The sequence below is a fragment of the Pseudonocardia sp. NPDC049635 genome (genome assembly GCF_040659795.1).
Taxonomy (GTDB): Bacteria; Actinomycetota; Actinomycetes; order Mycobacteriales; family Pseudonocardiaceae; genus Pseudonocardia.
On record NZ_JBFAON010000005.1, the window covers coordinates 164711 to 190824 of the forward strand.

Annotated in this window: 19 protein-coding genes and 1 pseudogene; 14 read left to right on the forward strand and 6 right to left on the reverse strand. The window is 74.2% G+C overall.

Going from position 1 to position 26114, the window contains the following annotated elements:
• Nucleotides 1-107 precede the first annotated feature (107 nt).
• From AB0J24_RS09065 to AB0J24_RS09085, 5 genes are all read right to left on the reverse strand, one after another.
• Nucleotides 108-1721 (reverse strand): ABC transporter substrate-binding protein, encoded by a 1614-nt coding sequence (locus AB0J24_RS09065; RefSeq protein WP_358677798.1) that lies wholly within the window; start codon nt 1719-1721, stop codon nt 108-110.
• Nucleotides 1722-1767: 46 nt separating this feature from the next.
• Nucleotides 1768-3321, reverse strand: a complete 1554-nt coding sequence (locus tag AB0J24_RS09070) for a VWA domain-containing protein (RefSeq protein WP_358677801.1) — start codon at nt 3319-3321, stop codon at nt 1768-1770.
• On the reverse strand, nt 3318-4376 hold the full coding sequence (locus AB0J24_RS09075; protein ID WP_358677804.1) for a MoxR family ATPase: 1059 nt from the start codon (nt 4374-4376) through the stop codon (nt 3318-3320). The genes AB0J24_RS09070 and AB0J24_RS09075 overlap by 4 nt, the downstream gene beginning before the upstream one ends.
• Before the next feature lie 83 nt (nt 4377-4459).
• A complete protein-coding gene (mdo, locus tag AB0J24_RS09080) occupies nt 4460-5725 on the reverse strand; it encodes an NDMA-dependent methanol dehydrogenase (protein ID WP_358678049.1) in 1266 nt (421 codons plus the stop codon).
• 200 nt (nt 5726-5925) lie between these two features.
• The gene (locus AB0J24_RS09085; RefSeq protein ID WP_358677807.1) at nt 5926-6291 is read right to left on the reverse strand and encodes a DUF952 domain-containing protein; all 366 of its coding nucleotides are present in this window, start codon (nt 6289-6291) and stop codon (nt 5926-5928) included.
• A 156-nt stretch (nt 6292-6447) separates the two neighbouring features.
• On the opposite strand from AB0J24_RS09085, the gene mftA reads away from it, so the two are divergent.
• Genes mftA through mftE form a run of 6 tightly spaced genes read left to right on the forward strand, consistent with a single transcriptional unit; the run spans nt 6448 to nt 14864 of the window.
• The gene (mftA, locus tag AB0J24_RS09090; protein ID WP_358485335.1) at nt 6448-6534 is read left to right on the forward strand and encodes a mycofactocin precursor MftA; all 87 of its coding nucleotides are present in this window, start codon (nt 6448-6450) and stop codon (nt 6532-6534) included.
• Nucleotides 6524-6835 (forward strand): mycofactocin biosynthesis chaperone MftB, encoded by a 312-nt coding sequence (mftB, locus tag AB0J24_RS09095; protein ID WP_358677810.1) that lies wholly within the window; start codon nt 6524-6526, stop codon nt 6833-6835. Before mftA ends, mftB begins: the two co-directional genes overlap by 11 nt.
• Nucleotides 6836-6867: 32 nt before the next feature.
• Nucleotides 6868-8112: a mycofactocin radical SAM maturase gene (gene mftC, locus AB0J24_RS09100; protein ID WP_358678052.1), complete on the forward strand. Its 1245-nt coding sequence runs from the start codon at nt 6868-6870 to the stop codon at nt 8110-8112.
• 56 nt (nt 8113-8168) lie between these two features.
• On the forward strand, nt 8169-12566 hold the full coding sequence (locus AB0J24_RS09105; RefSeq protein WP_358677813.1) for an FAD-dependent oxidoreductase: 4398 nt from the start codon (nt 8169-8171) through the stop codon (nt 12564-12566).
• Nucleotides 12567-12601: 35 nt separating this feature from the next.
• A complete protein-coding gene (locus AB0J24_RS09110) occupies nt 12602-14122 on the forward strand; it encodes an MFS transporter (protein WP_358677815.1) in 1521 nt (506 codons plus the stop codon).
• A gap of 16 nt (nt 14123-14138) precedes the next feature.
• Nucleotides 14139-14864, forward strand: a complete 726-nt coding sequence (mftE, locus tag AB0J24_RS09115; protein ID WP_358677818.1) for a mycofactocin biosynthesis peptidyl-dipeptidase MftE — start codon at nt 14139-14141, stop codon at nt 14862-14864.
• A 76-nt stretch (nt 14865-14940) separates the two neighbouring features.
• Here the strand turns inward: mftE and AB0J24_RS09120 are convergent, their stop codons facing one another.
• Nucleotides 14941-16071, reverse strand: a complete 1131-nt coding sequence (locus AB0J24_RS09120) for a nucleotide pyrophosphatase/phosphodiesterase family protein (RefSeq protein ID WP_358677821.1) — start codon at nt 16069-16071, stop codon at nt 14941-14943.
• 69 nt (nt 16072-16140) lie between these two features.
• On the opposite strand from AB0J24_RS09120, the gene mftF reads away from it, so the two are divergent.
• From mftF to AB0J24_RS09160, 8 genes and pseudogenes are all read left to right on the forward strand, one after another.
• On the forward strand, nt 16141-17634 hold the full coding sequence (gene mftF / locus AB0J24_RS09125; RefSeq protein ID WP_358677822.1) for a mycofactocin biosynthesis glycosyltransferase MftF: 1494 nt from the start codon (nt 16141-16143) through the stop codon (nt 17632-17634).
• A 365-nt stretch (nt 17635-17999) separates the two neighbouring features.
• Nucleotides 18000-18518 carry a (2Fe-2S)-binding protein gene (locus tag AB0J24_RS09130; RefSeq protein WP_358677824.1) on the forward strand — a complete coding sequence of 173 codons (519 nt, stop codon included), beginning with the start codon at nt 18000-18002 and terminating at the stop codon, nt 18516-18518.
• 1 nt (nt 18519) lies between these two features.
• Nucleotides 18520-21000, forward strand: coding sequence for a xanthine dehydrogenase family protein molybdopterin-binding subunit (locus tag AB0J24_RS09135; protein WP_358677826.1), 2481 nt, complete (start codon nt 18520-18522; stop codon nt 20998-21000).
• A complete protein-coding gene (locus AB0J24_RS09140; protein ID WP_358677827.1) occupies nt 20997-21848 on the forward strand; it encodes a xanthine dehydrogenase family protein subunit M in 852 nt (283 codons plus the stop codon). The genes AB0J24_RS09135 and AB0J24_RS09140 overlap by 4 nt, the downstream gene beginning before the upstream one ends.
• A gap of 95 nt (nt 21849-21943) precedes the next feature.
• Nucleotides 21944-22711, forward strand: coding sequence for an SRPBCC family protein (locus AB0J24_RS09145; RefSeq protein WP_358677829.1), 768 nt, complete (start codon nt 21944-21946; stop codon nt 22709-22711).
• A 10-nt stretch (nt 22712-22721) separates the two neighbouring features.
• A complete protein-coding gene (locus AB0J24_RS09150; RefSeq protein ID WP_358677831.1) occupies nt 22722-23732 on the forward strand; it encodes a P1 family peptidase in 1011 nt (336 codons plus the stop codon).
• Between the two features lie 55 nt (nt 23733-23787).
• Nucleotides 23788-25242, forward strand: coding sequence for a hypothetical protein (locus AB0J24_RS09155; protein ID WP_358677834.1), 1455 nt, complete (start codon nt 23788-23790; stop codon nt 25240-25242).
• A pseudogene (locus AB0J24_RS09160) lies at nt 25235-25972 on the forward strand (hypothetical protein); the annotation flags it as partial. The gene AB0J24_RS09155 and the pseudogene AB0J24_RS09160, both read left to right, overlap by 8 nt.
• Nucleotides 25973-26114 lie beyond the last annotated feature (142 nt).

Genomic DNA, 26114 nt, shown 5'->3' on the forward strand with positions numbered 1-26114 from the left:
GGCGGGGGGCGCCGCGCGGCCCCCCCCCCCCCCCCCGGGACCGGCGCCGGTGGGCGTTCCGCGGAACGCGGGTCGAGGGGCCCCGGGCGCTGCGAGGCCCCACCGGCTCACCCCAACCGGGCCCGGTCGAACCGGGCCCACCGCGCGGTGTCCGGCCGGGCCGCTTCCATCCCGTCCAGGTCGGCTGCGATCCCGGCGTGCTCCGCACCGTCGGACCAGACCGTCGCGCCCTCGTGCAGCAGCACCTGAGCGCGGCGCAGCGCGTCCCCGCGGACCGTCTCGTCCGGGGTGGCACCGGCCTCGGCCAGCAACCGGGCGACGTCCTCCCGCGGCGCGGACGGCCGAGGCGCGGGCGGCGGCCCGATCGGCTCGCCGTCCGGCCCTGTCTCGCCGTCGCCGTCGTTGCCGGTCTCCGGCCCGGGGATCGATCGGCCGCCCCGGGCCGCGGCGCGCAGGTAGAGCGGGATCGGCTGCGCGGCCACCCGCCGGAACGCGATCCCCGGGGTGGGTCCGGCACCCGGCGGGTCCGGCTCGCGCGGCTCGGTGAACAGCCCGATCTCCGCCAGTTGCTCGCCGATCACCGCCGCCGCGGGCCGGGACAGCGGATCGAACGGATCGAACAGCAGCGGGGCCGTGATCCCGGTCGCGCCCGCCGCGGCGAGGAGCTCGGCGGCCCGGCCGACGTCGCGGACGACCGGTGGGACGCCCGCCGGATGGTGCTCCAGCCCCGGCCCGAACAGGTCGTCACCGGGTGTGGCGAGATCGAGCAGGACCCGGCGGACCAGCGACTCACGATCGATGCCCAGACGCACCGCCTCACACACCCGGGGGTCGTCGAACAGCTCCCCGGACGGTCCGCCGCCCGCTGGGAGCTCCAGGCGGCCGGGACCGGACCGGCCGCTGCCGACCTCCAGGAACCGGGTCGCCGAGCCGGGGGCGGACAGGACCCGGGTACCGGTTCGGGCCGTGATCCGGCGCACGCTGTGCGGGAAGAGATCGTGCGCGTACCCGACACGCCCCTCGATCAGCGCCTGGTAGCGGTGCTCCTCGTCGTCGTCGACGGTGAACCGCACCTGCGGTGACGCCGCCGCACCCAGCCAGTGCCCGTCGTGGCGCAGTAGCACCTCCGCGTCCCCCGGGTGCGGCCGGAACGCGCCGGTGCCGATCGGGGCGGCGCCGTCGCCCTCGCGCACGATCCCGGTCCCGGGGGCGCCCAGTACCAGCGGGAACAGGAAGTCCGGCGCGCCGAGCACGATCTCCAGCTCGGTCGGCGACATCGCCCGGCTGGCGGCGAGGTCGACACCGGCGAGCAGCGGCGCGGCGGTCGCGCCGGTGGCGGGATCGGCGACCCGGCGCAGCGACGCCAGCGCGTCGGCCGCGGTGATCGGCCGCCCGTCGTGTGCGGGCGCGGCCCGCATCCGGACCCGCCACCGGGTGCCCGTCGGGTCCGGCTCGACCGACTCGGCGAGGTGCGGCTGCGCGCGCATCTGCGGCGACCACACCAGCAGCGTGTCCGCGACGGCCGCCGCGCGTGCCCGGTCCACCGGCCGCCCCACGTGGTGCGGGTCCGGCGGCGGGAGCGGGCCCACCCCGGCGAACACCACGGTGAGCGGCGGCGCACCGGCGTCCGCGGCCCCGCCGCAGGCGGCGAGCGCGGGGACACCGGCCAGCGCGGCCGCGGTGCCGGTGACGCGCAGGAACGATCGACGGCTCAGTGGCACCGCACCAGGGTGCCCCTCACCCGTCCGCCGCCGCAGCGCGGGTCGGTCAGGACAGTGCGTGGCCGAGCTCGCCCGCCCCGGCCAGCAGCTCCTCGGCGTCCCGCGCGACCAGGACGTGGTCGACGACCTCGGCGTACTCGCCCATCGCGCACGAGGCCTGGTCCCAGTAGCGGCGCGGCTCCGGGGTGATCCAGCCCACCCGGTACGCGCGGCGGGCCAGCCGGCGCAGCTCCCTGGTGCCCGGGGGCAGGCCGTTGGACCGGGCGTCGCCGACGAACAGCACCGCGGTCCGCCGGTCGACGGCGTCGGCGAACTCCTCGTTGATCCCGCGCAACACCTGGCCGTAGTCGCTGGTGGCGTCGAGGTCCAGGCCCGGCGCGGCGAGCACCGCGGCGAGCGCGTGGTCGTCGTGGGCGCGCAGGAGCAGCTCGGTCACCTCGACCGGGGAGTCGACGTAGGCCAGCACCCGGCAGCGGAACGCCTGCCGGTGCAGTGTGCGGGCCAGGCGCAGCACGAACGCGGTGATCGACCGCACCGACAGCGACACGTCGGCGACGACGAGCAACCGCACCCGGTCCGGCACCTTCCGGCGGACCAGCAGGTGGAACGGGACGCCGTCGCTGCGCATGCTGCGCCGGACCGTGTGCCGCACGTCGAGCGGACCGCGGGAGTGCTCGCGCGGCACCCGTCGGGGGGCTCCGCGCATCCGGTGCAGCAGCTCGTGGCAGGCCTGCGCCATGTCGGCGGGCTCCGGGGCGGCGGAGCCGTCGGGCTCCGGTGCGGGCGGGCCCGCCTGCTCCTCCACCCGGGCGGCGAGCTGGGCGACGAAGTCGGTGATCGCGTCGACGAGCCGGCCCAGCTGCACCGGTGAGAGCAGCTCGCCCTCCGGGCCGTCGGCGTAGACGGAGTGCGGATCGTAGGAGCGGAGCCAGGCGAGGACGGCCTCGGGATCGTCGAAGTCGATCTCACCCGACACCCGGGCGGTCGAACCGGAGGTCAGTTCCTTGCCGACCGCGGCTCCGGCGCGCTCCAGGTCCACCGTGTAGGTCGTCCCACGCCTGCCCCGGTCGTCACCGGAGGACACCGACAGGTCCCGGTCGGACCCGCCGAGGGAGAAGTCGTCGTCGTCGCGGTGCGGATCGAAACCCTTCTCCTGTTCGGGTGCGTCGAGCAGGTCGCCGACGTCGGAGGCGTCCGGGTCGTGATCGGCGAAGCGGCCGAGCGGGTCGTCGTCCTCGGTCAGCTCCAGGTCACCGGGCAACCCGTCGGCGGACGGGCCGCGCAGACCGGGACCGCCCGCGGTGTCCTCGCCCTGGGCGGGGACCAGGCCGAAGAAGGCGTCGAAGGCCCGCTCGAACCCCGCGCGCTCGTGGGAGTAGGCGACCGTGACCGCGCGCAGCCCGGTGCGCAGCCGGTCCAGATCGGTCGCGCCCAGCATCGCGAGCACCCGCCGGACCTCGATCGCCTCGGCCGGGGACACCACCACCCGCTGGGTCCGCAACACCCGGGTGAAGGCGGCGGAGAGCACCGACAGCACCCAGGATCCGGGGTCCCTGGCCGGGCGCGGCGGGGCCGCCGGTTCCGCGGGCCCGGTGGTCATCGGAGGCCGCGCCGGTTCCGGTCGGCGGCGGCCCGGGAGCCGGTGGAGGCGGCCCGGCCCGCTCCGAAAGCACCCGAGGTGGTGTCCGACGGCCGGCTCGACCGCCGCACCCAGCCGGAGTCCTCGGCGACCTCGACGTCGGCGACGGGCTCGTCACCGTCGAGACGACGGACCGCCAGCTCCCGGTCCGAACCGTACTTGAGCAGCGCCGACAGCAGCGCCGGCCGCACCTTCTCCAGCTCGCCCGACGACTCCAGACCGAGCACCGCGGCCGCCCGGGCGGCGTCGATCACCTCGGAGATCGACGGTGACTTGCGCAGCGGGAACCCGCGCAACCTCCGGGCCAGTTCCACCACGTCGGCGACCACCTCCGGTGCGACCTGCGGGGCCCGGCGGGACACGATCTCGGCCTCCCGCTCGGGCGTCGGGAAGTCCACGCCGAAGTGCAGACAGCGCCGTTTGAGTGCCGGTGAGAGCTCCCGGGTGTCGTTCGAGGTGAGCACGACCCACGGTGTGGAGCGCGCGGTGAAGGTGCCGATCTCGGGCACCGTGACCTGCTGTTCGGCCAGCACCTCCAGCAGCAGCGCCTCCATCGACTCCTCGGTCCGGTCGACCTCGTCGACGAGCAGCACCACCGGTTCGGGCGAGAGCACCGCCTCCAGCAACGGCCGGGCCGCCAGGAAGTGCTCGGTGTAGAGCCCGGTGTCCTGCGCCTGCAGGCGGGCCGACGCCTCGGCCATCGTCGTCGTACCGGCCAGCAGCTCGCCGATCCGGTCGCGCAGCATCTGGACGTGCATCAGCTGCTTGCCGTAGTCCCACTCGTAGAGCGCGCGGGCGTCGTCGAGTCCCTCGTAGCACTGGAGGCGGACGAGGCGGCGCCCGCTCGCCGCGGCCAGCGACTTCGCCAGCTCGGTCTTGCCGACGCCGGCCGGTCCCTCCAGCAGCAGCGGCCGCTCCAGCGCCGTCGCGAGATGGACGACGACGGCGAACTCCGGGTCGATCACGTAGTCCTCGCCGGCCAGTGACTCGGCGAGCGTCTCGGGGCTGTCGAACACCGTTCTCCTCGGACAGGGGTGCGTGCCCGCCGCGCCGGGGGCCGAGCCGGCGCGGCGGGCACGGGTCGGGCGGCCGCGGTGGGTCAGTAGGACTTGTTGAAGGCGTGGTCCACCAGCGGGACCAGGGACTCCACGGTGCACTCACGGGGGTTGCCGGGGGTGCAGTAGTCGCCCATCATGTGCTCGGCGATCCGCCGGACGGTCTTCTCGTCGGTGGGGATCGTGTCGCCCCGGCCGGCGTACTTCCCGGTGTTCATCCGGTTCTTGTCGTAGCTGTCGGAGCGCAGCGAACCGAAGTTGTCCGGGATGCCGACGTCCTTGGACAGCCGGATGGCCTCCTCGACCGCGGCGTCCGCGGCCTGCACGGTGGTCATGTTCCGGGTGTCGACGCCCATCGCGGTCGCGATCTTGGCGTAGCGCTCGTAGCGCGAGGGCAGGTTGTACTCCCACACCCGGGGCAGCGCGATCGCGTTGTTCAGGCCGTGGTGGCTGTCGAAGAACGCCGACACCGCGTGCGAGGTCGAGTGCACCAGACCCAGGCCGCCGGAGTTGAACGCCTGCGCCGCGATGTACTGCGCGTGCATCATCTTCGAGCGGGCCTGCAGGTTGCGCGGCTCGTAGGTCGCCTCGCGCAGGTAGCGCGCGGTCAGCTCGATCGAGTACAGCGCGTTGCCCAGCGACGGCTCGAAGTCCAGCCGGGACACGAACGGCTCGGAGCCGTGCGCCAGCACGTCGAACCCGCAGTAGGCGGTGAAGTGCTGCGGGCAGCTGTAGTAGAGCAGCGGGTCGTCCAGCGCCAGGGTGGTGACGACGGCGTCGTCGAACCCGACCCACTTCTGCGGGTTGTCCATGTCGGAGGTGTTGGTGATGACGTAGGCCCAGGACGTCTCCGACCCGGTCCCCGCCGTCGTGGAGACCGCGATGTGCGGCGGGTTCTCCATGTTCGTGGACTTCGAGAAACCCTCGAACTCGTTGATGTTGCGGCCGTCGTGCGCGATGACGACCCGGGCGCCCTTCGCCGCGTCGTGCGACGAACCGCCGCCGATCGAGATGATGCCGTCGCAGCGCTCGCTGGTGTAGAGCGCGGCGGCGTCCATGCAGTTGTAGTCCTTGGGGTTGGACTCGACCTTGTCGTAGACGACGACGTCGACGCCCTGGTACTCGACCTTGCCCTTGAGCTCGTCGATGATCCCGGAGCCACGCAGGCCCGAGGTGATGAACAGGACCCGCTTCATACCCATGTTCTTCGCCTCGACGCCCAGGATGTCGTGCGCGCCGACCCCCAGCAGTGCCCTCGGGAACGGGTGGAACTCCTTGATCGGGAAGTCCCAGATCTGGTTGAGCTCGATGGCCATTGGCTCTCCTCGACGACCTCGTCGGCGTGCGGACGAGCACAACGATGGCTACTGCACAGAGGTGGCAACAGCTACGTACGGGTACCTGACCACCTCTCCGTCGGTCCGGTGAGGAGGCCCGTCCGACCGGACGGGGCCGGTGCGCCGACCTGCAGCTCAGGCGGCCGGGTCCCGGCGCGGACGGCCCGGGTGACTCAGGGCAGCTCGGGTGCGGTGAACCCGTCCGGGCCCGGCGGGTAGGGCAGCACCGCGCGGACCGCCGCCGCCGGCACGGCGCCGTAGGCGTGCGGGAAGCGCATCGACTCCGGATCGCCCGGGACGCCCGGCTCCCACCGGACCTCGACGCCCGCCGCGGCGAGCGCCACCGGGTCGACGACCAGCAGGCACAGGTCGGTCCGCCCGGCGAACAGCCGTTGCGCGGGAAGCGCGACCTGGTCGACGGTGGACAGGTGGACGAAGCCGACCTCGTCCAGCGAGGGTGGCGCGATCTGCCCGGCGAGCTCGTAGGCGGCCCGCTCGGCGGGGGTGCACAGGTGCAGCAGCGTCTGGTCCACCGTCATGCGGCCAGCATGCCCGCCCGTCCGAACGGACGGGCATCCGCGCAGGTTCTTGCTTTCCGGCACCGGGTGCCAATAACGTCCGAACCGCTGCCCCTGCCGGCCGGCGGGGCGGGTCGGTCACGCTCTCGCCGAGAGTGGATCCCTGCGGAGGTTGCCATGAGCGAGCACCAGAACGAGGACGTCCTGGTCGAGGAGACCCTCGTGGAGGAGGTCTCCATCGACGGCATGTGCGGTGTCTACTAAGCCGGTCGACACCACGGTGCCGGGCGGTGCCGCGGGGTCGTTCGACCCCGCGGCACCGTACCGGGTGAGCGAGAGCGTGTCGCTGCGCCCGGAACCGTTCGGTGCACTGGTGTACGACTTCGTGACCCGCAAGCTGTCGTTCCTCAAGACCCCGGAGCTGGTCGAGGTCGTCACCGGCCTCGAACACCACCCGGACGCCCGGTCCGCGGTCGAGGCGGCCGGGGTCCCCGCCGCCCAGCACGAGGCCTATCTGAAGGCACTCGCCGGGCTGCTCCGGTCCGGAACCATCGTCTCCCGCTAGCCCCGCCCGCCGACCACCACAGTGAGGTGCCCGTGAAGCTGGTCGACCACTTCCAGTACGGCCTGAACTCTCCCATCTGCCTGACCTGGGAGCTCACCTACGCGTGCAACCTCGCGTGCGTGCACTGCCTGTCGTCGTCGGGCCGGCGCGACCCGCGCGAGCTGACCACCGACGAGGCCAAGGCGGTCATTGACGAGCTGCAGCGGATGCAGGTCTTCTACATCAACATCGGCGGCGGCGAGCCGACCGTGCGCCCGGACTTCTGGGAGCTGCTCGACTACGCCATCGCGCACGACGTCGGGGTCAAGTTCTCCACCAACGGCGTGAAGCTCGACAAGGCCCGCGCCGCGCAGCTGGCCGCGACCGACTACGTCGACATCCAGATCTCGATGGACGGCGCGACCGCCGAGGTCAACGACCACGTCCGCGGCCCCGGCTCCTTCGACACCGCGATCACCGCACTGGAGAACCTGGCCGAGGCCGGGTTCCAGGCCCCGAAGATCTCGGTCGTCATGACCCGGGAGAACGTCGGCCAGCTCGACGAGTTCAAGGCCATCGCCGACAAGTACGGTGCCCAGCTGCGGATCACCCGGCTGCGCCCGTCCGGCCGCGGCGCCGACGTGTGGGACGAGCTGCACCCCACCCAGGCCCAGCAGCGTCAGCTCTACGACTGGCTGGTCGCGCACGGCGACCAGGTGCTGACCGGTGACTCGTTCTTCCATCTCTCCGCCTACGGCGAGGCCCTGCCCGGGCTGAACCTGTGCGGAGCGGGCCGGGTGGTCTGCCTGATCGACCCGGTCGGCGACGTCTACGCCTGCCCGTTCGCGATCCACGAGAACTTCCTGGCCGGCAACGTCCGCGACGCCGGCGGGTTCAAGGAGGTCTGGGAGCACTCGGAGCTGTTCACCGACCTGCGCCGGCCGCAGACCGGCGGTGCCTGCGCGTCGTGCCAGCACTACGACTCCTGCCAGGGCGGCTGCATGGCGGCGAAGTTCTTCACCGGCCTGCCGCTGGACGGGCCGGACCCGGAGTGCGTGCAGGGCTACGGCGAGCAGATGCTCGCCGCCCGCGACGGCGACACCGTGATCCCCCGGTCCGACGTGGACCACTCGCGGTCGGCGCCGCGGAACTCACGCACGCCCAAGCAGCCGACCATGCTGTCGCTCGCCCCGCCGCCGCGGCGCCCGGACCGGGCCTGCGACGAGAGCCCGCTCGCCGGGTTCGCCCCGGCGTCCGCTCCCGCGCAGGCCGCGGCGGCCCCCGTCGCCGGGAGCTGACCACGGACCTGCTGACGGGGCCCGTCGACCTGCGCGGTCGGCGGGCCCCGTCGCGTGTGCTGTTCGGGCCGCACGAGACGAACCTCGGTGGCAGCGACCGCGGTGTCTCCGCCGACCACGTGGCCTACTACGCCGAGCGGGCCGCGGGTGGTGCCGGGCTCGTCGTGGTCGAGCCGGCGTCGGTGCACCGCTCGGATCACCCGTACGCCTACGCGCCCGCCGCGTTCGCCCCGGCCCCGCCGGGCCCGGCTGCTGCGCCCGGTCCCACCGCCCCGGCCCGGCCCACCATGGATCTGCGCGCCGAGATGCAGTTCAGCGGGGTTCCCGGCGACCTTCCGCCCGCTGAGCCGCATCTCGGTGACGTGCCGGCGGGGCCCGGCTGGGCCGCGGTGGTCGAGGCCTGCCGGCCGTACGGCACGCTGGTGCTCGCCGGGCTCGCGCACGCCGGCGGGCAGGGCTCGACCGCGCACTCCGGACATCCGCTGTGGGGGCCGTCCGCGGTTCCCGACGTCGTCTCCCGGGAGATCCCGGTCGAGCTGGACGCCGGGCAGATCGAACAGATCGTCCTCGGCTTCGCCGCAGCCGCCCGGTCGGCTGTGGACAACGCTGTGGACGGTGTGGAGATCTCGGCCGGGCAGCACTCGCTGCTGCGCCAGTTCTGCTCCGGACTGACCAACCGTCGCACCGACGACTACGGCCGCGACCGGACGTTACTGCTGCGCCGGGTGCTCGCCGCCGTCCGCGCGGAGATCGGCCCGGACCCGCTGCTGGCGGTTCGGCTGTGCGTCGACGAGCTCGCACCGTGGGCCGGGATCACCCCGGCGGAGGGGGAGGCACTGGCCCGGGCGGTCGCCGGTGACGTCGACCTGATCGTCCCGGTCGTCGGCAGCGGACTCTCGGTCGCGGCGACCCGGCCCGACCTGCGCACCCCGGAGGCGTTCCTGCGGGACCGCTGCGCCCGGGTGCGCCGGGCGGTGGACGGGGCTGCGCTGGTCGTGCTGGCCGGGAGCGTCGCGTCACCCTGGATCGCCGAGGAGGCCCTGGCCTGCGGGGGCGCCGATCTCGTCGAGATGACGAGAGCTCAGATCGCGGATCCGCGGCTGGTGGAACTGACCCGGGCGGGCACACCCGGGCGGATCCGGCCCTGCCTGCTGACCCACGCCCTCGCCGCCGGGCGCGATCCGCGCAACCCCGTGGTCGGTGACGAGCTCGAGCCGCGCTCCGGGCGCGAACGGGACGAGCCGACGCTCCCGGAGCCCGGTGCCGCTCCCGGAGTGCCGCCGGCGCGCGGGACTCGGGGGCCGGTACCGGCACCCGCACGAGCGGTGCTCGTCGTCGGCGGCGGCCCGGCGGGGCTGGAGGCGGCGCGGACGCTCGCCCTGCACGGTCGACGCGTCACGCTCCACGAGCGGGCCGACCGGCTCGGCGGGATGCTGCACGCCGCGGCGGTGCTGCCGGGCCGCGGCCGGTTCACGCTGCCGGTGGCCTGGTGGGAGCGGGAGCTGGAACGACTCGGGGTGCAGGTCGTCCTGGGCTCCGAACCGGACGGGCGGGCGGTCGCCGCCGCAGCGGCCGACGGCACGGTGATCGTGCTCGCCACGGGCTCGCGGGCCCGCACCGGTGCGGAGCGCGAGCGGACGGGCGAGGTGCGGGTGCCGCTCGTCCCGGCCGCGGAGCTGGCCCGCGCGGTGGCCGCCCACGACGTCGGTCCGGGACGCCACGAACCGATCGGCACCGGCGACACCGTGCGCAGCTCGGGACGAACCCGGGCCGGGTGTGCGCCCCCGGCCGGCCCGCAGGCGGTCCGTGCCGCACTGGCGGGGTGGGGGGTGGCGCAGGGCGCCCCGGTGCTGGTGCGTGACCCGCTCGGCGACTGGACCGGCCCCGGGCTCGCCGAGCTGCTGGCCGGCGCCGGCTACGAGGTCACCCTCTCCACCCCGGACGCGGTGGCCGGGCACCAGCTCGGACGCTGCGGTGACCTCGCGCCGGCGAACGCCCGGTTGGAACGGGCCGGGGTCCGCCGGGCGCTGTTCACCGAGCTGGACGGGGCCCTCGACGGCGTGGCCCGGCTCGTCGACGTGCACACCGCAGCGGTCGGCACGGTGCCCTGCGCGGTGGTCGTCGACTGCGCGGCCCGGCTTCCGGAGCTGAGCGTCCCGCACGCACCGGGGTGGTGGAGCGCCGGGGACCGGATCGCCCCACGCACGGTCGCCGAGGCCGTTCGGGAGGGGCGCCGGGTCGCCCAGATGATCGCCGGTGCCGGTCACGGTGGTGGTGGCCGACCGCATCCCGCGGCTCGCGCGAGCGGGCCCGCGGTGGAGGTGAACCGGCCGAGCGGGCAGCACGGGCCGATCGCGCCGGCTGCGACCGGGCCGGCCCGGTCACCCGGTGCGACCGGGCCGGCGGTGCCCGTCGTGACATCCACCCCGGCCGCGCCGGCCCCGTGTCCGGCCCCGGCGGCCCGGGCGACGTCCGGTGGCCCGTCGCGGCTGGGGGAGCCGCTGCGGCTGGGCCGGCGCGTGCTGCGGAACCGGATCGTGTTCACCGCCCATCTCACCGGCTTCGCCGAGGACGGGCTGCCCACCCCCCGGCACACGGCCTACTACGCGGCCCGGGCCGCGGGCGGCGCCGCTCTGGTGATCACCGAGGAGCACGCCGTCCACCCGGACGACCGGCCCTACGAGCGGCTGATCCGCGGGCACGATCCCGCGGTGCTGCCCGCCTACCGGGCGCTCACCGAGGCGGTGCACGGGCACGGCGCGCTCGTGCTCGCCCAGCTCAACCACAACGGTGCACAGGGCTCCGGGACGTACTCCCGGGAGCCGGTCGTCGGGCCGTCCCCGCTGCCCGACCCGATGTTCCGCGAGGTCCCGGCCGAACTGGACGCGGCCGGGATCACCGACGTCGTCGCCGCCTTCGCCGACGTCGCCGCGCGCTGCGTCGACGGTGGGTTCGACGGTGTCGAGCTGCAGTGCTCACATGCCTCGCTGCTGCGGCTGTTCCTGTCCCCGGCCACCAACCGGCGCACCGACGCCTGGGGGCGCGATCGCGCGAAGATCGTGCTCGACGTGGTGGCCGCCGTGCGCGAGGCGATCGGCCCGGACCCGGTGCTGGGGCTGCGGATCGGCGCCGACGAGCGGATCCCCGGCGGCATCACCCCCGACGACGGGGCCGAGCTCGCCCGCCGGCTCGTCCGGACCGGCGCGGTCGACCACCTCAACACCTCGATCGGCGTCGCGACCTCGACACTGCACCTGATCGAGCCCTCGATGCACACCCCGCCCGGTTACGCCGGGCGGCTCGCGGCCCGGCTGCGCAGCGCCGTCCGGAGCACCGGCTCGGACGTCCCGGTGATCGGCGTCGGACGGTTCACCACGCCCGCCCAGGCCGCGGGCGCACTGGACCGCGCCGAGTGCGACCTGGTGGGGGTGGCCCGGGGACAGATCGCCGACCCGGAGTTCGCGGCCAGGGCGCTCGCGGGGCGTCCGGTGCGCCGGTGCGTGGGGTGCAACCAGGACTGCATCGGGCGGGTCGGGTTGAACCTGCCGCTGGGCTGCGTGGTCAACCCGGCGGCCGGACGCGAGTGGCTGACCCTCGGCGCCGGAGTGCCGACCCCGGCCGGGACACGGCGGGTCCTGGTCGCCGGCGCCGGCCCGGCCGGTCTCTCCGCCGCTGCCGCGCTGGCCCGCCGTGGTCACGACGTCACGCTGGTCGAGCGCGCCGCCCGGCCCGGGGGCCGGCTCGCGCTCGCGGCCCGCGCTCCCGGCCGGGGCGAGCTGCGCCACGTCGTCGAGGACCTGGAGCGGGCGGTGCGTGAAGCGGGTGTGCGGATCCGGTTGTCGACGGTGCTGGACCGGGCGCTCGTCGAGGCACACCGGCCGGACGCGCTGGTCCTGGCCACCGGGGCCCGCCCGGTGCCACCGCCATGGGACCCGGGCCGGCTGACCGTCCCGGTCGACGACGTGCTGGCCGGGGCCCGCCTGCCGGACGGCCCGGTACTCGTCGTCGACGAGCTCGGCTTCCACCACGCCACGTCGGTCGCGGAGTTGCTCGCCGCACGCGGGCACGACACCGAGATCGTCACCCCCGCACTGGTCGTCGGGCAGGACCTCGGGCTGACCCTGGACCGTGAGGGGTTCCGCCGCCGCGCCCACGCGGCCGGTGTCCGCTGCAGCACCGACCGGGCCGTGCTCGGCGTCTCCGCGGCAGATGCAGCCGGTGAGTCCGGTGTCGTCGTGGAGCTGCTGCACCACCCGACCGGCCGCACCGAGCGGCGGGAGGTCGCTGCGGTCATCGCGGCGGTGTCAGACGCGTCACCATCGCCGGATTTCCGAGGCCGGGCGGGGTCGGGCCCGGGGGAGGATGGTCCGGTGGTGCACCGGATCGGTGACGCGCTGACCCCGCGCCGCGCCGACGCGGCGATCCGCGAGGGTGCCACGCTCGAACTGTCTTGACCTGAAGTCAACTCCAACTCTTAGCGTCAGGAACCATGACAACGGAGATCGCACCGGCCACCGGTGATCGCGCCGGGCCCCGCGAGTGGGTCGGACTCGCCGTGCTCGCCCTCCCGCTGCTCGTGCTCGCGCTCGACATCAGCGTGCTATACCTCGCGGCGCCCGCACTGGCCGTGGACCTGCAACCCACGGCCACCCAGCAGCTGTGGATCCTCGACATCTACGGCTTCCTGATCGCCGGGTTCCTGATCACCATGGGGACCCTCGGCGACCGGATCGGGCGGCGCAGGCTGCTGCTGATCGGTGCCGCCGCGTTCGCGGTCGCCTCCGTGCTGGCGGCCTTCGCGCCGACCGCCGAGCTGCTGATCGCCGCCCGCGCCTTGCTCGGCATCGCCGGTGCCACCCTGATGCCCTCCACACTCGGCCTGATCTCGACGATGTTCCCGGACCCGACCCAGCGTCGCTTCGCGGTCGCCGTGTGGATGACGACGTTCTCGGTCGGTGCCGCGATCGGCCCACTCGTCGGCGGCGCGCTGGTCGAGGTGTTCTGGTGGGGTGCGGTGTTCCTGATCGGCGTCCCGGTGATGCTGCTGCTGCTCGTGCTCGGACCGCTGCTGCTCCCCGAGGAGCACGGCAGCCGGGCCGGCCGCCTCGACCTCACCAGCGTCGTCCTCTCGCTGGTCGCGATGCTCCCGCTGGTCTACGCGGTGAAGAACACCGCCGCCTACGGCCCGGAGATGATCACGCTCGTCCCGGCCGTCGTCGGCGTCGTGGCCGGGGTGCTGTTCGTCCGCCGCCAACGACGGTTGACCGACCCGCTGCTCGACGTGTCGCTGTTCGGCCGTCCGGTGTTCACCGCGGCGGTGCTGGTGCTGCTGATCGCGCTGCTCGCGGTGAACGGCCTGTTCTTCGTGCTGCCGCAGTACCTGCAGCTGGTCGGCGGTGCCTCGGCGCTCACCGCGGGGCTGTGGATGCTGCCGGCCGCCGCGGTCACCGTCGTCGGGTCGCTGCTCACCCCGGTGCTGACCCGCCGGTTCGGCATCCGGACCGTCGTCGCGACGGCCGCCGCGCTGGCCGCGCTGGGCTCGCTGCTGGTCGGTCTGGTCGGCGCCGGCGGTGGCACGGTGGCGGTGATCGCGCTGGTCTCCGGCACCGTGCTCGGGCTGAGCCCGATCGGTGTGCTGGCGACCGACCTGGTGATCGGGTCGGTGCCCCCGGCCAGGGCGGGATCGGCGGCGTCGATCTCGGAGACGGCGGGCGAGCTGGGGGTGGCGCTCGGTGTCGCGGTCACCGGGAGCGTGCTCGCCGCCGTCTACGGCGGCCGGCTGACCCTCCCCTCCGGACTGCCCGCCGAGGCCGCCGACCGGGCCGGGGAGGGGCTGGCCGGTGCGGTCACCGCGGCCGAGTCGCTACCGCCCGAGCTCGGCACCGCACTGCTCGACGCCGCCCGGTCGGCCTACACGGCCGGGTTCGGTGCGGTCGGGCTGGTCGCCGCGGGCCTGCTCACCGGTGTCGTGGTGCTCGCGCTGACCGCGTTGCGCCGGGCCGGCCGGTGAAGGAAGGGGCGTAGCCGTGCTGCTCGACGAGCTGACCTGGACCGATCTCGACGACCCCGGTGCCCGGCCGCGGACGCTGCTGGTGCCGGTCGGCTCGACCGAACAGCACGGACCGCACCTGCCGCTGGGCACCGACACACTGGTCGCCACTGCCGTGGCGGGTGCGCTGCACGACGCGGATCCGGCGTTGATGCTCGCCCCGGCGATCCCGTACGGCGCGGCGGGTGAGCACGAGGGCTTCCCGGGCACCGTCTCCCTCGGCACCGAGGCGCTGCACACCCTGCTGGTCGAGTACGGCCGCTCGGCCTGCCGGTGGGCGGCACGGCTGGTGCTGCTCACCGGCCACGGGGGCAACGTCGCGGCGTTGTCCTCGGCGGTGCGCCTGCTCCGCCACGAGGGCCGGGACGCAGGCTGGGTACCGTGCACCGCATCGGTTCCGGGGGTTCCTCCGGACGCGCACGCCGGTCGGTACGAAACCTCGGTGCTGCTGCACCTGCGGCCGGACCTGGTCCGGGCCGACCGGGCCGTGGCCGGTGAGACGCGCCCGCTGGCCGAGGTGATCGAGGCGTTGCGGGCCGGCGGGACCGCGGCGGTCAGCCCGAACGGGGTCCTGGGTGACCCGTCCGGCGCGAGCGGCGACGAGGGCGGGGAGATCCTGGCCGCGATCGCCGACGCAGCGGCCGCAGCGATCGGGGCCTGGGACCCGGACCCGGTGACCGGTCGCCTCCGGTCCCCGCACTGATCCACGATCGGGAACCGGTCCGGTCACCCGGCGAACGTCCTGGTGCCCGATCCGTGATCACCCGTCGCCGGATCGGTCAGTGGGTGAGCAGCGGCACGAGCTGCTCGGCGGCGGTGAACGACCCGTGCTGCCCGGGGAACGACGCCAGGTACGGCTCGGCCTCGCTGCGCACCACCGCCGCCGTCCCGCGCAGCGCGACGACCACGTCACCGATCCGGTCCCGGAGCCGGTCCTGCACCGGCCCGAACCAGCCGTCGGCGACGGCCTGCTCGCGGGTGACGACCGCGGCGTCGTCGCCGAGCACCGCCCGCCAGGCGGCCAGCACCTCGTCCGCGGCGCCGGGTTCGGTGTAGACGTGCCGGGCCCGCGGGTCGCCGCCGAGCTGTGCGACACCGGCCTGCAGCTCGGGGGTGCGGTCGGCGTCGAGCACCCGGTCCACCGTGACCATCCCGTGGTCGCCGGTGACGGTGAACAGTGTCCCGGCGGGCAGCGCGTCGAGCAGCATCCCGGCCAGCGCGTCGATCTGGCGCAGCTGCCAGCGCCATGCGGTGCTGCCGGGACCGTGGACGTGACCGAGCTGGTCGAGATCGGCGTGATAGCCGTAGACCAGCCGGGGGCCCGGCACGCGCTCGTCCACCCCGGACAGGATCTCCGCGGCCAGGTCGCCGAGCGCGCCCACGCCGCGGTACGCGCCACCGCGCAGGCCGGACCGGGTCAGCCCGGACGTCCGGAACTCCCGGTGCGACACCACCGTGACGTCGACGCCGGCCGCGGCGGCCCGTTCCAGTGCCGTCGGCTCCGGCTGGACCTGCTCGGGGACGAGCACCTCCCGCAGGTCCCGGCGGCCCTCCGACCAGCCCAGCGCGTCGAGCAACCGTCCGTCCACCCGGAAGCGCAGACCCAGCGTGCCATGCGCACCCGGCGGTAGGCCGGTGCCCAGCGAGGTGAGGCTGATCGGGGTCGTCGAGGGGAAGCCGACGGTCAGCGGACCCGCGTCGGCGAGCCCGGTCAGGACCGGCGCGTCCGCGGCGTGCGTGCGGAGCAACTCGTGGCCGAGCCCGTCCACCAGCAGCAGCACGGCAGCCCTGGCCGGTGGGAGCACCAGCGCGGACGGCCCGTCGTCGAGCGGGGAGCCGATCGCGTGCAGCAGCGCGGGCACGACCTCGGACAGGGTCGCGGTTCCGTAGCGGGGGAGGAGATCGGGCATGGGCAGGAGTGTGCTGCCCGACCGGTCGGGGAGTCGACCCGCCGCGGCCGGGAGTGGAAGGCTCCTCCGGTGACCGCCGCCCACATCCGTCCCGACCGTCCTGCCCGCACGGCGACCACCGCGGGCCCGGCCGACCGCAGGCTGCCGGACGGGTTCCGGGTGCGGTTCGACCGGCGTGTCCGGGCGATCGACGGTGGTGCGGCGTTGCTGGGCGGTGCCCCGCCGCGGTTGGTGCATCTCTCCGCGCGGGCCAGGGACCTGCTGCCTTCCCCCGGTGCGGCGCTGGTGGTCGAGGGGCCGACGCATCGGGCGCTGGCCCGCACCCTGCTCGACGCCGGGTTGGCGCACCCGGTGCCGGAGGCGGGGCCGCACGGGCCGGCGGAGGTGACCGTGGTCGTCCCGGTGAAGGACCGGCAGATCGACGCGCTGCTGGCCGCCCTACCGGTCGGCTCGCTGGGTGGGGTGATCGTCGTGGACGACGGGTCGGCGGATCCGGATCCGCTGCGCCGCAGGGTCGAGGCTGCCGGTGGGCGGGTGCTGCGGCACGCCGCCCCCCGGGGGCCGGCTGCGGCGCGCAACGCCGGGCTGGCGGCGGCCCGCACCCCGTTGGTGGTGTTCCTCGACTCCGACGTGGTGCCCGAGCCGGGATGGCTGGAACCGCTGCTCGGGCACCTCGCCGACCCGGCGGTCGGGTTGGTGGCCCCGCGTATCGTCGCGCTCGACCCGGCCGCGGACGGCGGGCCGCGCGGCCTGGTCGGCCGGTACGAGGCGGTCCGGTCCTCGTTGGACCTGGGACCCGATCCGGCGCTGATCGTCCCGCGCTCCCGGGTCGCCTACGTGCCGAGCGCGGCGATGTTGGTCCGGGTCGCCGCGGTCGGCGAGGTGGCGTTCGACCCGGGGATGCACGTCGCCGAGGACGTGGACCTGGTCCTGCGGTTGCACGCCGCCGGCTGGGCGATGCGCTACGAACCGGCCGCCCGGGTGGCCCACGATCACCGGACCGACCCGGTGGAATGGTTGCGGCGCAAGGCATTCTACGGCACGGGGGCGGCCCCGCTGGCGCTTCGGCACCCGGGTGCGGTGCCGCCGATGGTGCTCTCGGGGTGGACGGCCGCGGTCTGCCTGCTGCTGCTCGCCCAGCGCCGTGGGGCGGTCGCGATCGCCGCCGTCGTCACCGGGGTGGCGGCGGACCGGCTCGCGCGCAAGCTGACCCGGCTCGACCGGCCGCGCCGCAGCGCGGCCCGGCTCGCCGGACTCGGGCTCTCCGGCGCGCTGTGCCAGCTCGCATCGGCGCTGACCAGGCATTTCTGGCCGATTGCCGCGCTGGCGCTGCCGTTCTCGGTACGGGCCCGCCGGGCGGTGCTGGCGGCGGCGCTCGCCGAGGGGGTCGCAGACTGGTGGTTGCACCGCGACCGCGACCCGCGGGTGCGGATCTCGCTGCCGGCCCATGTCGTCGCGCACCGGCTCGACGACCTGGCCTACGGCGCGGGGCTCTGGTGGGGGGCCTGGTGCCACCGGACGACGGCACCGTTGCGTCCGACCGGCCCTGGACCGCGCCGTTGACCCAGGTTAGGCTGGCCTGATCCTCAGTCGCCGGACCACTCCGTCCGGGTTGGTCTGAACGAGTGATTCCTCTGGCGCCGCGGATCCGATTCTGCGGGTCCTGTGCGCCGTCCTCTCCGCGGGTGCGGTCAGGGGGCCTGAGCAGCTCCGGTCGTGCCCGGGACACGCCGTCCGACCGGGCACGACGTCCGCGCCGTCCGCCTTGCCTGCCCGCATGATCGGGAGTGTGATGTGGGCGCCGCCACACGCGTGACGGCAGATGGAAGGCGCGCCGACGCGGTCGCGACCGCACCCGGCGCTCCTCGACCAGTCCCCGGTAGACCCGCGCGGCCGAGTGCGTGGTCGCGTACGAGGAGTGAGAGTCCATGACAGAGGTCCGGGTCACCGTCGACGGCGTGAACTACGCCGACGACGTCGAGCCCCGCATGTTGCTCGCGCAGTACCTGAGGGAGACGCTGGGCAAGACGGGGACGTTGATCGGCTGCGACACCAGCAACTGCGGTGCCTGCACCGTCAGTCTGGACGGGCAGAGCGTGAAGTCCTGTTCGGTCCTCGCCGTACAGGCCGACGGCAGCGAGGTGACCACCATCGAGGGCCTCGCCCGCGACGGGAACCTGCACCCGGTCCAGGAGGCGTTCCGGGAGTGCCACGGCCTGCAGTGCGGTTACTGCACCCCGGGAATGATCATGGCTGCGGTCGACCTGCTCGGGGACAACCCCGACCCGTCCGAGCAGGAGGTCCGCGAGGGCATCGAGGGCAACCTGTGCCGCTGCACCGGGTACCAGAACATCGTGCGTGCGGTGCAGACCGCGGCCAGGAACATGAAGCCGGGCGCCCAGGCCCCGGCGGGCCAGACAGCCGCCCCGGTCGCCGGAGGGAACTGAGTTGACCACGACCGCCGAACCCACCACAGCAGAGATCGGCAAGGCGCGCGTCCGCAAGGAGGACGAGCGCCTGATCACCGGTCGTTCCCGCTACACCGACTCGATCACCCCGCCCGGCACCGTGCACATCGCGGTGGTCCGCTCGACCCTGGCGCGGGCGACGATCAACTCGATCGACAAGTCCGAGGCCGAGAAGGCGCCCGGCGTCTTCGGCGTGTTCACCGCCGCCGACCTGGGTGCGGAGCAGGTCGGCCTGCCCTGCGCGTGGCCGATCACCCCCGACCAGAAGGCCCCGCAGCGCCCGGTGCTCGCCGTCGGGCGGGTGAACTTCTCGGGTGAGGGGGTCGCCGTCGTCGTCGCGCGGTCCGCCGCCGCGGCCCGTGACGCCGCCGAGCTCGTCGAGGTCGACTACACCCCGCTCGACCCGGTCCTGGACATGGAGGCCGCCGCACAGGACGGCGCCGAGCTGGTGCACCCGGACCTGGGCAGCAACGTCTCCGCCACCTGGGTCTTCGACTCCGGTGCCGCCGGCACCGGTGGCGACATCGGCGAGGCCATCAGGACCGCCGAGGCCGATTCCGACCAGGTCGTGGTCCGGCGCCGGTTCCGCCAGCAGCGGCTGATCCCGGCGTTCATGGAGCCCCGCTCCTGCGTCGTGGACCCGACCGGCGAGCAGCTGACCATCTGGGCCGCCACCCAGGTGCCGCACATCCTGCGCACCATGACCACGGTGACCCTCGGGATCCCCGAGTCCAAGCTGCGGGTGATCGCCCCCGACGTGGGCGGCGGTTTCGGCGGCAAGATCGGTGTGCTGCCCGAGGAGATGCTCTGCGTGCTGCTTGCGCAGAAGCTGGGCAAGCCGGTCAAGTGGACCGAGACCCGCAGCGAGTGCATGCTCACCGCGCACCACGCCCGCGACCAGATCCAGGACCTCACGATCACCGCCAAGCGCGACGGCACGATCACCGGCCTGGACGTGCACCTCTACGCCGACATGGGCGCCTACCTCGGGCTGGTCGGCCCGGGCGTGCCGATCCTCGGCGCGTTCATGTTCAACGCGATCTACAAGATCCCGGCCCTGAAGTTCACCTGCTCGAACGTCTTCACCAACAAGACGCTCACCGACGCCTACCGGGGAGCGGGGCGTCCGGAGGCCACCTTCGGCATCGAGCGGATCATGGACGAGCTGGCCGTCGAGCTCGGCCGGGACCCGATGGAGCTGCGCGAGCAGAACTGGATCTCCCACGAGGAGTTCCCGTTCACCACCGTCGTGGGCCTGACCTACGACACCGGCAACTACGAGCAGGCCACCCGCCGCGCGATGGAGCTGTTCGACTACGCCGGCCTGCGCCGCGAGCAGGAGGAACGGCGCAAGAACAACGACCCGGTGCAGCTGGGTATCGGGATCTCGACGTTCACCGAGATGTGCGGGCTCGCGCCGTCCCGGGTGCTCGGTTCGCTGGACTACGGCGCAGGTGGCTGGGAGGCCGCGAGCATCCGGATGCTCGCGACCGGCAAGGTCGAGGTGACCACCGGCGCGTCGGCGCACGGGCAGGGTCACGAGACGGCGTTCTCCCAGATCGTCGCGGACAAGCTCGGCGTGCCGTTCGAGGACGTCGAGATCCTGCACGGTGACACCCAGGTGGCGCCGAAGGGTCTGGACACCTACGGCTCGCGCTCGCTGGTGGTCGGTGGTATCGCGATCGTCAACGCCGCGGAGAAGGTCATCGAGAAGGCGCGCAAGATCGCCGCGCACCTGCTGGAGGCCTCCGAGGACGACCTCGAGTTCGCCAACGGGCAGTTCACCGTCAAGGGCACCGACAAGGGCAAGGCGATCCAGGAGATCGCGTTCGCCGCGTTCATGGCGCACGACTACCCCGAGGGCATGGAGCCCTCGCTGGACTCCGACGCCGTGTTCGACCCGGAGAACTTCTCCTTCCCGCACGGCACCCACCTCGCCGCGATCGAGGTCGACACCGAGACCGGCCGGGTGAACCTGCGCAACTACGTCTGCGTCGACGACATCGGCAACGTGATCAATCCGCTGATCGTCGAGGGCCAGGTGCACGGCGGCCTCGCCCAGGGCATCGCGCAGGCGCTGTTCGAGGAGGCGAACTACGACGACCAGGGCACCCTGGTCAACGCCACGTTCGTCGACTACACACTGCCCTCGGCGGCGGACCTGCCCAGCTTCACCACCGAGACCGTGTCCACCCCGTCGACGACGAACCCGCTCGGTGTGAAGGGCGTCGGCGAGGCGGGCACGATCGCCTCCACCCCGGCGATCGTGAACGGCGTGCTGGACGCGATCCGCCACCTCGGCGTCACCGAGATCGAGATGCCGACCACCTCGCAGCGGGTGTGGCGGGCGCTGCAGGTGGCCAAGGGCCACTCCGTGCAGCAGACGCCGAGCACCACCCACTCCCCGGGCGCCGGCCTGGGTTCCATCGACCCGAACAACCCCAAGGGAGAGGTCCAGTGATCCCGGCGAAGTTCGACTACGTCCGGCCCTCGTCGGTCGAGGAGGCGGTCAGCGCGCTGCAGCAGGCCGGTGAGGACGCCAAGATCCTCGCGGGCGGGCAGAGCCTGCTGCCGGTGCTGCGATTGCGGCTCGCCGCTCCGAGCACCGTCATCGACCTCGGCGGGATCCCGGAGCTCAAGCGGATCGGCGAGGACGAGCAGTACGTGATGGTCGGCGCCATGGCCACCCACCACGAGGTCATGCGCAACGACCTGATCAACAAGCACGTCGAGCTGATCGCCCGGGCCACCGAGACCGTCGCCGACCCGCAGGTACGCCACCGCGGCACCCTCGGCGGTGCGCTCGCGCACGCGGACCCGGCCGGTGACCTGGGGGCGGCCGCGCTCGCCCTGGACGCCGAGTTCGTGATCCTCGGTTCCGGCGGGACCCGCCTGGTCCCGGCGGCGGAGTTCTTCCAGGACTACTTCACCACCGCGATCGGCGAGGGCGAGATCCTCACGATGGTGCGGTTCCCGAAGTACACCGGCTGGAAGACCCACTACGAGAAGTTCAACCGGGTGGCACAGGCCTGGTCGATGGTGGCGGTCGCCGTCGCGCTGAAGGTGGAGGGCGGGACGATCTCGCAGGCGCGGGTCGGCCTGACCAACATGGGCAACGTGCCCATCCGGGCGACCGGGGTCGAGCGGGCCCTGGTCGGCCAGGCCGCCGGGCCGGACGTCGCGAAGGCGGCGGCCGAGCACGCCACGGAAGGAACCTCCGCTCCGAGTGACGCGGACGCCGCATCCGACTACCGTGAGCACCTGGCGAAGGTGCTGACCGGGCGGGCCGTGCTGGCCGCGGCCGGCTGAGCACCGCAGACGTTCGCAGTAGCACGCCGTAGGGGCGCCGGGCCGGGGAACACCTCCCGGGTCGGCGCCCCTTCGCACGAGGGAGGCAGACAGAGATGCAGCTGGAGAACAAGTTCACGATCGCGGCGCCGATCGAGGACGCATGGAAGGCGCTCAACGACCCGGAGCTCATCGCGCCGTGCTTCCCCGGGGCCACCCTGACCGAGTACGAGGGCGACTCGTTCCAGGGCACCGTGAAGGTCAAGCTGGGCCCGATCTCGCTGACCTACAAGGGCAAGGGCACCTACATCGAGCGGGACGACGCCAACCACAAGGTCGTCATCGACGCCTCGGGCCGGGACGCCCGCGGCAACGGCACCGCCAAGGCGGTCGTCACCGGAACCATGGTCGCAGACGGTCCGGACAAGACCTCGGTCACGATGGTCACCGACATGACCGTGACCGGGCGTCCCGCCCAGTTCGGCCGCGGTGTCATCTCCGACGTCGCCGACAAGATCATCGGCCAGTTCGCCTCCTGTGTGGCGGACAAGCTGACCGGCCCGGGCGGTGCCGCGACCTCCAACGGATCCGGCCCGAAGCACGCCGCCGACGAGACCAGCCCGATCCCGGCGGTCCCCCCGGCCGCGGGTGCTGCGGCGGGTCCGGAGAGCTCGGCGGCCCCGGCGGCCCCGGCCACCTCGGCCCCGAAGCCGGTCACTCCGCGGCAGCCGCAGAGCAGCCCGATCGAGGCGATCGACCTGCTGGACTCGGCCGGTGCCCCGGTGCTGAAGCGGCTCGCGCCGGTGCTCGGCGGCCTCGGTGTGCTGGCGCTGATCTTCCTGGTCGTCCGGCGGGCCCGCGGCGGCGCGAAGAAGCGGAGCTGACCTGCGGAACGTGCGGGTGCGTCCGGGTGAGTACAACGGCCTGACCGACGTGACCGGCCTGCGGGTCGGGCACGCGGCGCTGACCGGGCCGGGGGCCCGTAGCGGCAGCACCGTCGTGCTCGCCCCACCGGGCGGGGCGGTCGCCGGTGCCGACGTCCGCGGCGCCGCACCCGGCACCCGGGAGACCGACCTGCTGGCGCCCACGGCGACCGTGCAGCGGGTGCACGCGGTGACCCTGTCCGGCGGGAGCGCCTACGGGCTCGACGCCGCCTCCGGGGTGATGGCCCGCCTCGAACGCGACGGCGAGGGCTTCCCGGTCCCCGGTGCCGTCGTCCCGATCGTCCCGGCCGCGGTCGTGTTCGATCTCGGCCGGGGCGGGGACCCCACCGCCCGCCCCACGGCGGGGACCGGGACCGCCGCCTACGACGCCGCGCACCCCGGACCGGTTCCGCAGGGCTCGGTGGGCGCGGGTACCGGTGCCGTCGCCGGCGGGTTGCGCGGCGGGATCGGCACCGCCTCCGCGGTGCTCGGCACAGGTGCGACGGTCGCCGCGCTGGTGGTCCTCAACTCGGCCGGGTCCGGCGTCGACCCGCGGACCGGTGAGCTGCTGGGCGCCCGGTGGGGGCTCCCCGGCGAGTTCCCCGGGGGCCTGCCCTCGTCGGCCGCGCGGGACCGGATCGCCGAGCTGTACGCCGGGCACGCACCGTCGCCGGGGACCGCGACCACGCTGGTCGTGATCGCCACCGACGCCACCCTGGACAAGGCGGGCTGCACCCGGCTCGCCACGATGGCCCACGACGGCCTGGCCCGCGCGGTCGCGCCGGTGCACACCGTCCGGGACGGGGACTGCGCCTTCGGCCTGGCCACCGGCACCGGTGACGTCCCGGGCCCGGACGCCACCTACCTGCTCCAGGCCGCCACGGCGGACGTGACCGCCCGGGCCGTGGCGCACGCGCTGCTCGCGGCGGAGGAGGCGCCCGACCGGCCCTCGTACACCTCGTTGCTCGACGGCGGTCGCTGAGGCCGGTCCCGCCCGGTCCGGGGGTGGCGCCGGCGCCCTCACTACAGTCGTCGGGGTGTCGACCATCAGTCCGGACGAGGGTGTCGCGCGCCGGCTGAAGGCCCTGGCCTGCACGGCGCCGCTGCACGACCTCGACGCCCGCAAGGGCCGCCTGGAGTGGGACGCCGCCGGCTACCAGATGGCCGAGATCGGCCTGCAGGCCATCGACCAGGTCACCCTCGCGATGGACTTCGACCACGGCGCCGACCACGCCGAGATCGTCCGGCGGTTGCTGCCCTTCGTCGCCGCGCAGGCACCGCACGCCCCCCGTGCGGAGCACGCGCGGGTCGCCCAGTGGGTGATCGACAACCTGGTCAACGTCGGCAGCATCGACCGCGGGTTCGCCGTCGAGTACGGCAGCACCGACGCCCAGGGCCGCTACCAGCGCCGCCGGTTCGACTTCAAGCTGCTCGTCGAGGTCGCCGCCGCGGACGGCGGGGTGTACCTGCGCGCCTCCGACGAGGCGATCAACGTGCTGGTCGGGGCGCTGGACACCGACGTCGAGTCCGCGCAGGAGGCGGCCGAGACCAAGCTGGAGACGCTGATCGTGCGCGGCAGGCTGGGTGATGCCCGGCTCGCCGCCGAGCAGGCCCGCTACCGCACGGTGCAGTACGCCGAGTCGCTGCGCCGCAAGCTGGAGGCGACCCGGCGCGACGTCCGCTCGGTGGACTGGCTCGACGCCGTCCCGCAGCTGCTCGACGAGGCGCTCACCCACATCGAGGCCCGCTACCGCGCCGAGACCGTGATCAAGGCCAACATCGCCGACGCCCGTGACGAGGCCGTCGAACCGGAGCGCCGCCGGCAGGCCGCCGAGCTGGTCGAGGTCGTCGACGACTGCATCCAGCGGCACACCCAGCTGCAGGCGCGGTTGCAGGAGGCCGGTGCCGCGTTCCGGGCCGAGCAGGACCGCCAGCAGTTCTCCGGGAAGCCGAAACGGGCCTCGGTGGACGTGTTCGGGCAGCTCCTGCGGCCCGCGCTCGGCCTGACCGTCGGCGCGGCGGACGATCCGGTGACGGCGTACTTCGCGGCCGGCACCGGCGTGTGGAGCCCGTCCGTGCCGAGCCTGGGCGGACTGGTCGAGACCCTGCTGACCCCGCCGACCGACCGGGACCCGTTCGGTGCCGAGGTACCCGAGCCCGAGCTGGCGCCGCAACCCCGGGAGCGCTTCGGGGAGCAGGCGTGGCAGCTCGTCGACGCCGTCCTCCCCGTGCCCGGGCAGGGGCCGGTGCGGTTGTCCGAGGCGCTCGCCCGGTCCCGGGAGGCCGGTGCCGACCTGCCGCAGCTCGTCGCGTTGCGCGCGTTGCACGCCGTGGGGACCGCGATCGGCACCGCCCGCACCCAGGGCGACCCGTCGGTGCTGATCGCCGTCGACGACGGCGCCGTGCTCGACGACCCGGAGTTCGGCGGCGCGGACCTGCTGCTGGCCGTGGCCGGTGTCGAGGGGGAGCGGCGGGTGCCCGGCGATGGCTGACACCGAGACCGCCGCCCGGCTCGTCGCGTTCGGGATGCGGCCCAAGGCGCTGCCCGGCCGCGACCCCGACTACGCCGAGCTCGTCCGCCGCTACCGCGAGGACGACGAGTTCCGCGACACCGTGCAGCGGATCGCGTCCGGGCTGGGCCTGGTGGTGCTGGCCGTCGATCCCGCGCCGGGCATCGTGCTCGCGGCGACCGAGGGCTCGGTGTTCGAGATCCGGATGGACACCTACGCCCGGCGGACCGCGCTGACCAACCGGGCCGCCGACAAGGTGCTGCACGGCATCGCGCACCTCGCCGTCGCCGCGCTCGCGTTCCCGCGTCCCGACGATCTCGGTGACGACTCCTACGTCGGCCGCGTCTCGGTGGAGCTGGTCGACGGCGCCGTCCGTGAGGCCTGCCGGGTGCTGAACGAGCGCGCCGCAGGACCGGCCGACCCGGAGTCGGACGCACCGCAGCTCGAGGAGGTCTGGCGGGTGTGGCTGCGCCGTCCGGAGGCGACCGCCACCAAGGACGGCCGAACCGGCGAGTCCACCACCCGCGGCATCGTCGGGAAGGCGCTGCGGTTCCTCGCCGACCAGGGGTTCCTGGTGCCGGTCGGGGCCGAGGGGGCCTACCGCACGACGCCGCGCTACCAGGTCCAGGTGCGCGAGCTCGCCGCCCAGCGGGCCTTCGACGAGCTGCTGTCGCTGAACGTGCTGCCGGTCGGGGCGGCCGCGGGGTCGCTGGTCGCGGAACCCGCCGGGGCATTCGACACCGGTCCCACACCGGAGGGGGGTCCGGGCACAACCGCTCACCCGGTGAGCGAATTCGAGCAGGAGGAGGGGGCGGTGTCCGGCGAACCGGCGCCCGGCGATCCGGGTACCTCTC

Bases quoted from the DNA above. Each gene is read 5' to 3' on its own strand.
- AB0J24_RS09070 (WP_358677801.1), bottom strand. From the start codon at position 3,321: ATGACCACCGGGCCCGCGGAACCGGCGGCCCCGCCGCGCCCGGCCAGG.
- AB0J24_RS09085 (WP_358677807.1), bottom strand. From the start codon at position 6,291: ATGACGGTGGACCAGACGCTGCTGCACCTGTGCACCCCCGCCGAGCGG.
- mftA (WP_358485335.1), top strand. From the start codon at position 6,448: ATGAGCGAGCACCAGAACGAGGACGTCCTGGTCGAGGAGACCCTCGTG.
- AB0J24_RS09110 (WP_358677815.1), top strand. From the start codon at position 12,602: ATGACAACGGAGATCGCACCGGCCACCGGTGATCGCGCCGGGCCCCGC.
- AB0J24_RS09120 (WP_358677821.1), bottom strand. From the start codon at position 16,071: ATGCCCGATCTCCTCCCCCGCTACGGAACCGCGACCCTGTCCGAGGTC.
- AB0J24_RS09130 (WP_358677824.1), top strand. From the start codon at position 18,000: ATGACAGAGGTCCGGGTCACCGTCGACGGCGTGAACTACGCCGACGAC.
- AB0J24_RS09145 (WP_358677829.1), top strand. From the start codon at position 21,944: ATGCAGCTGGAGAACAAGTTCACGATCGCGGCGCCGATCGAGGACGCA.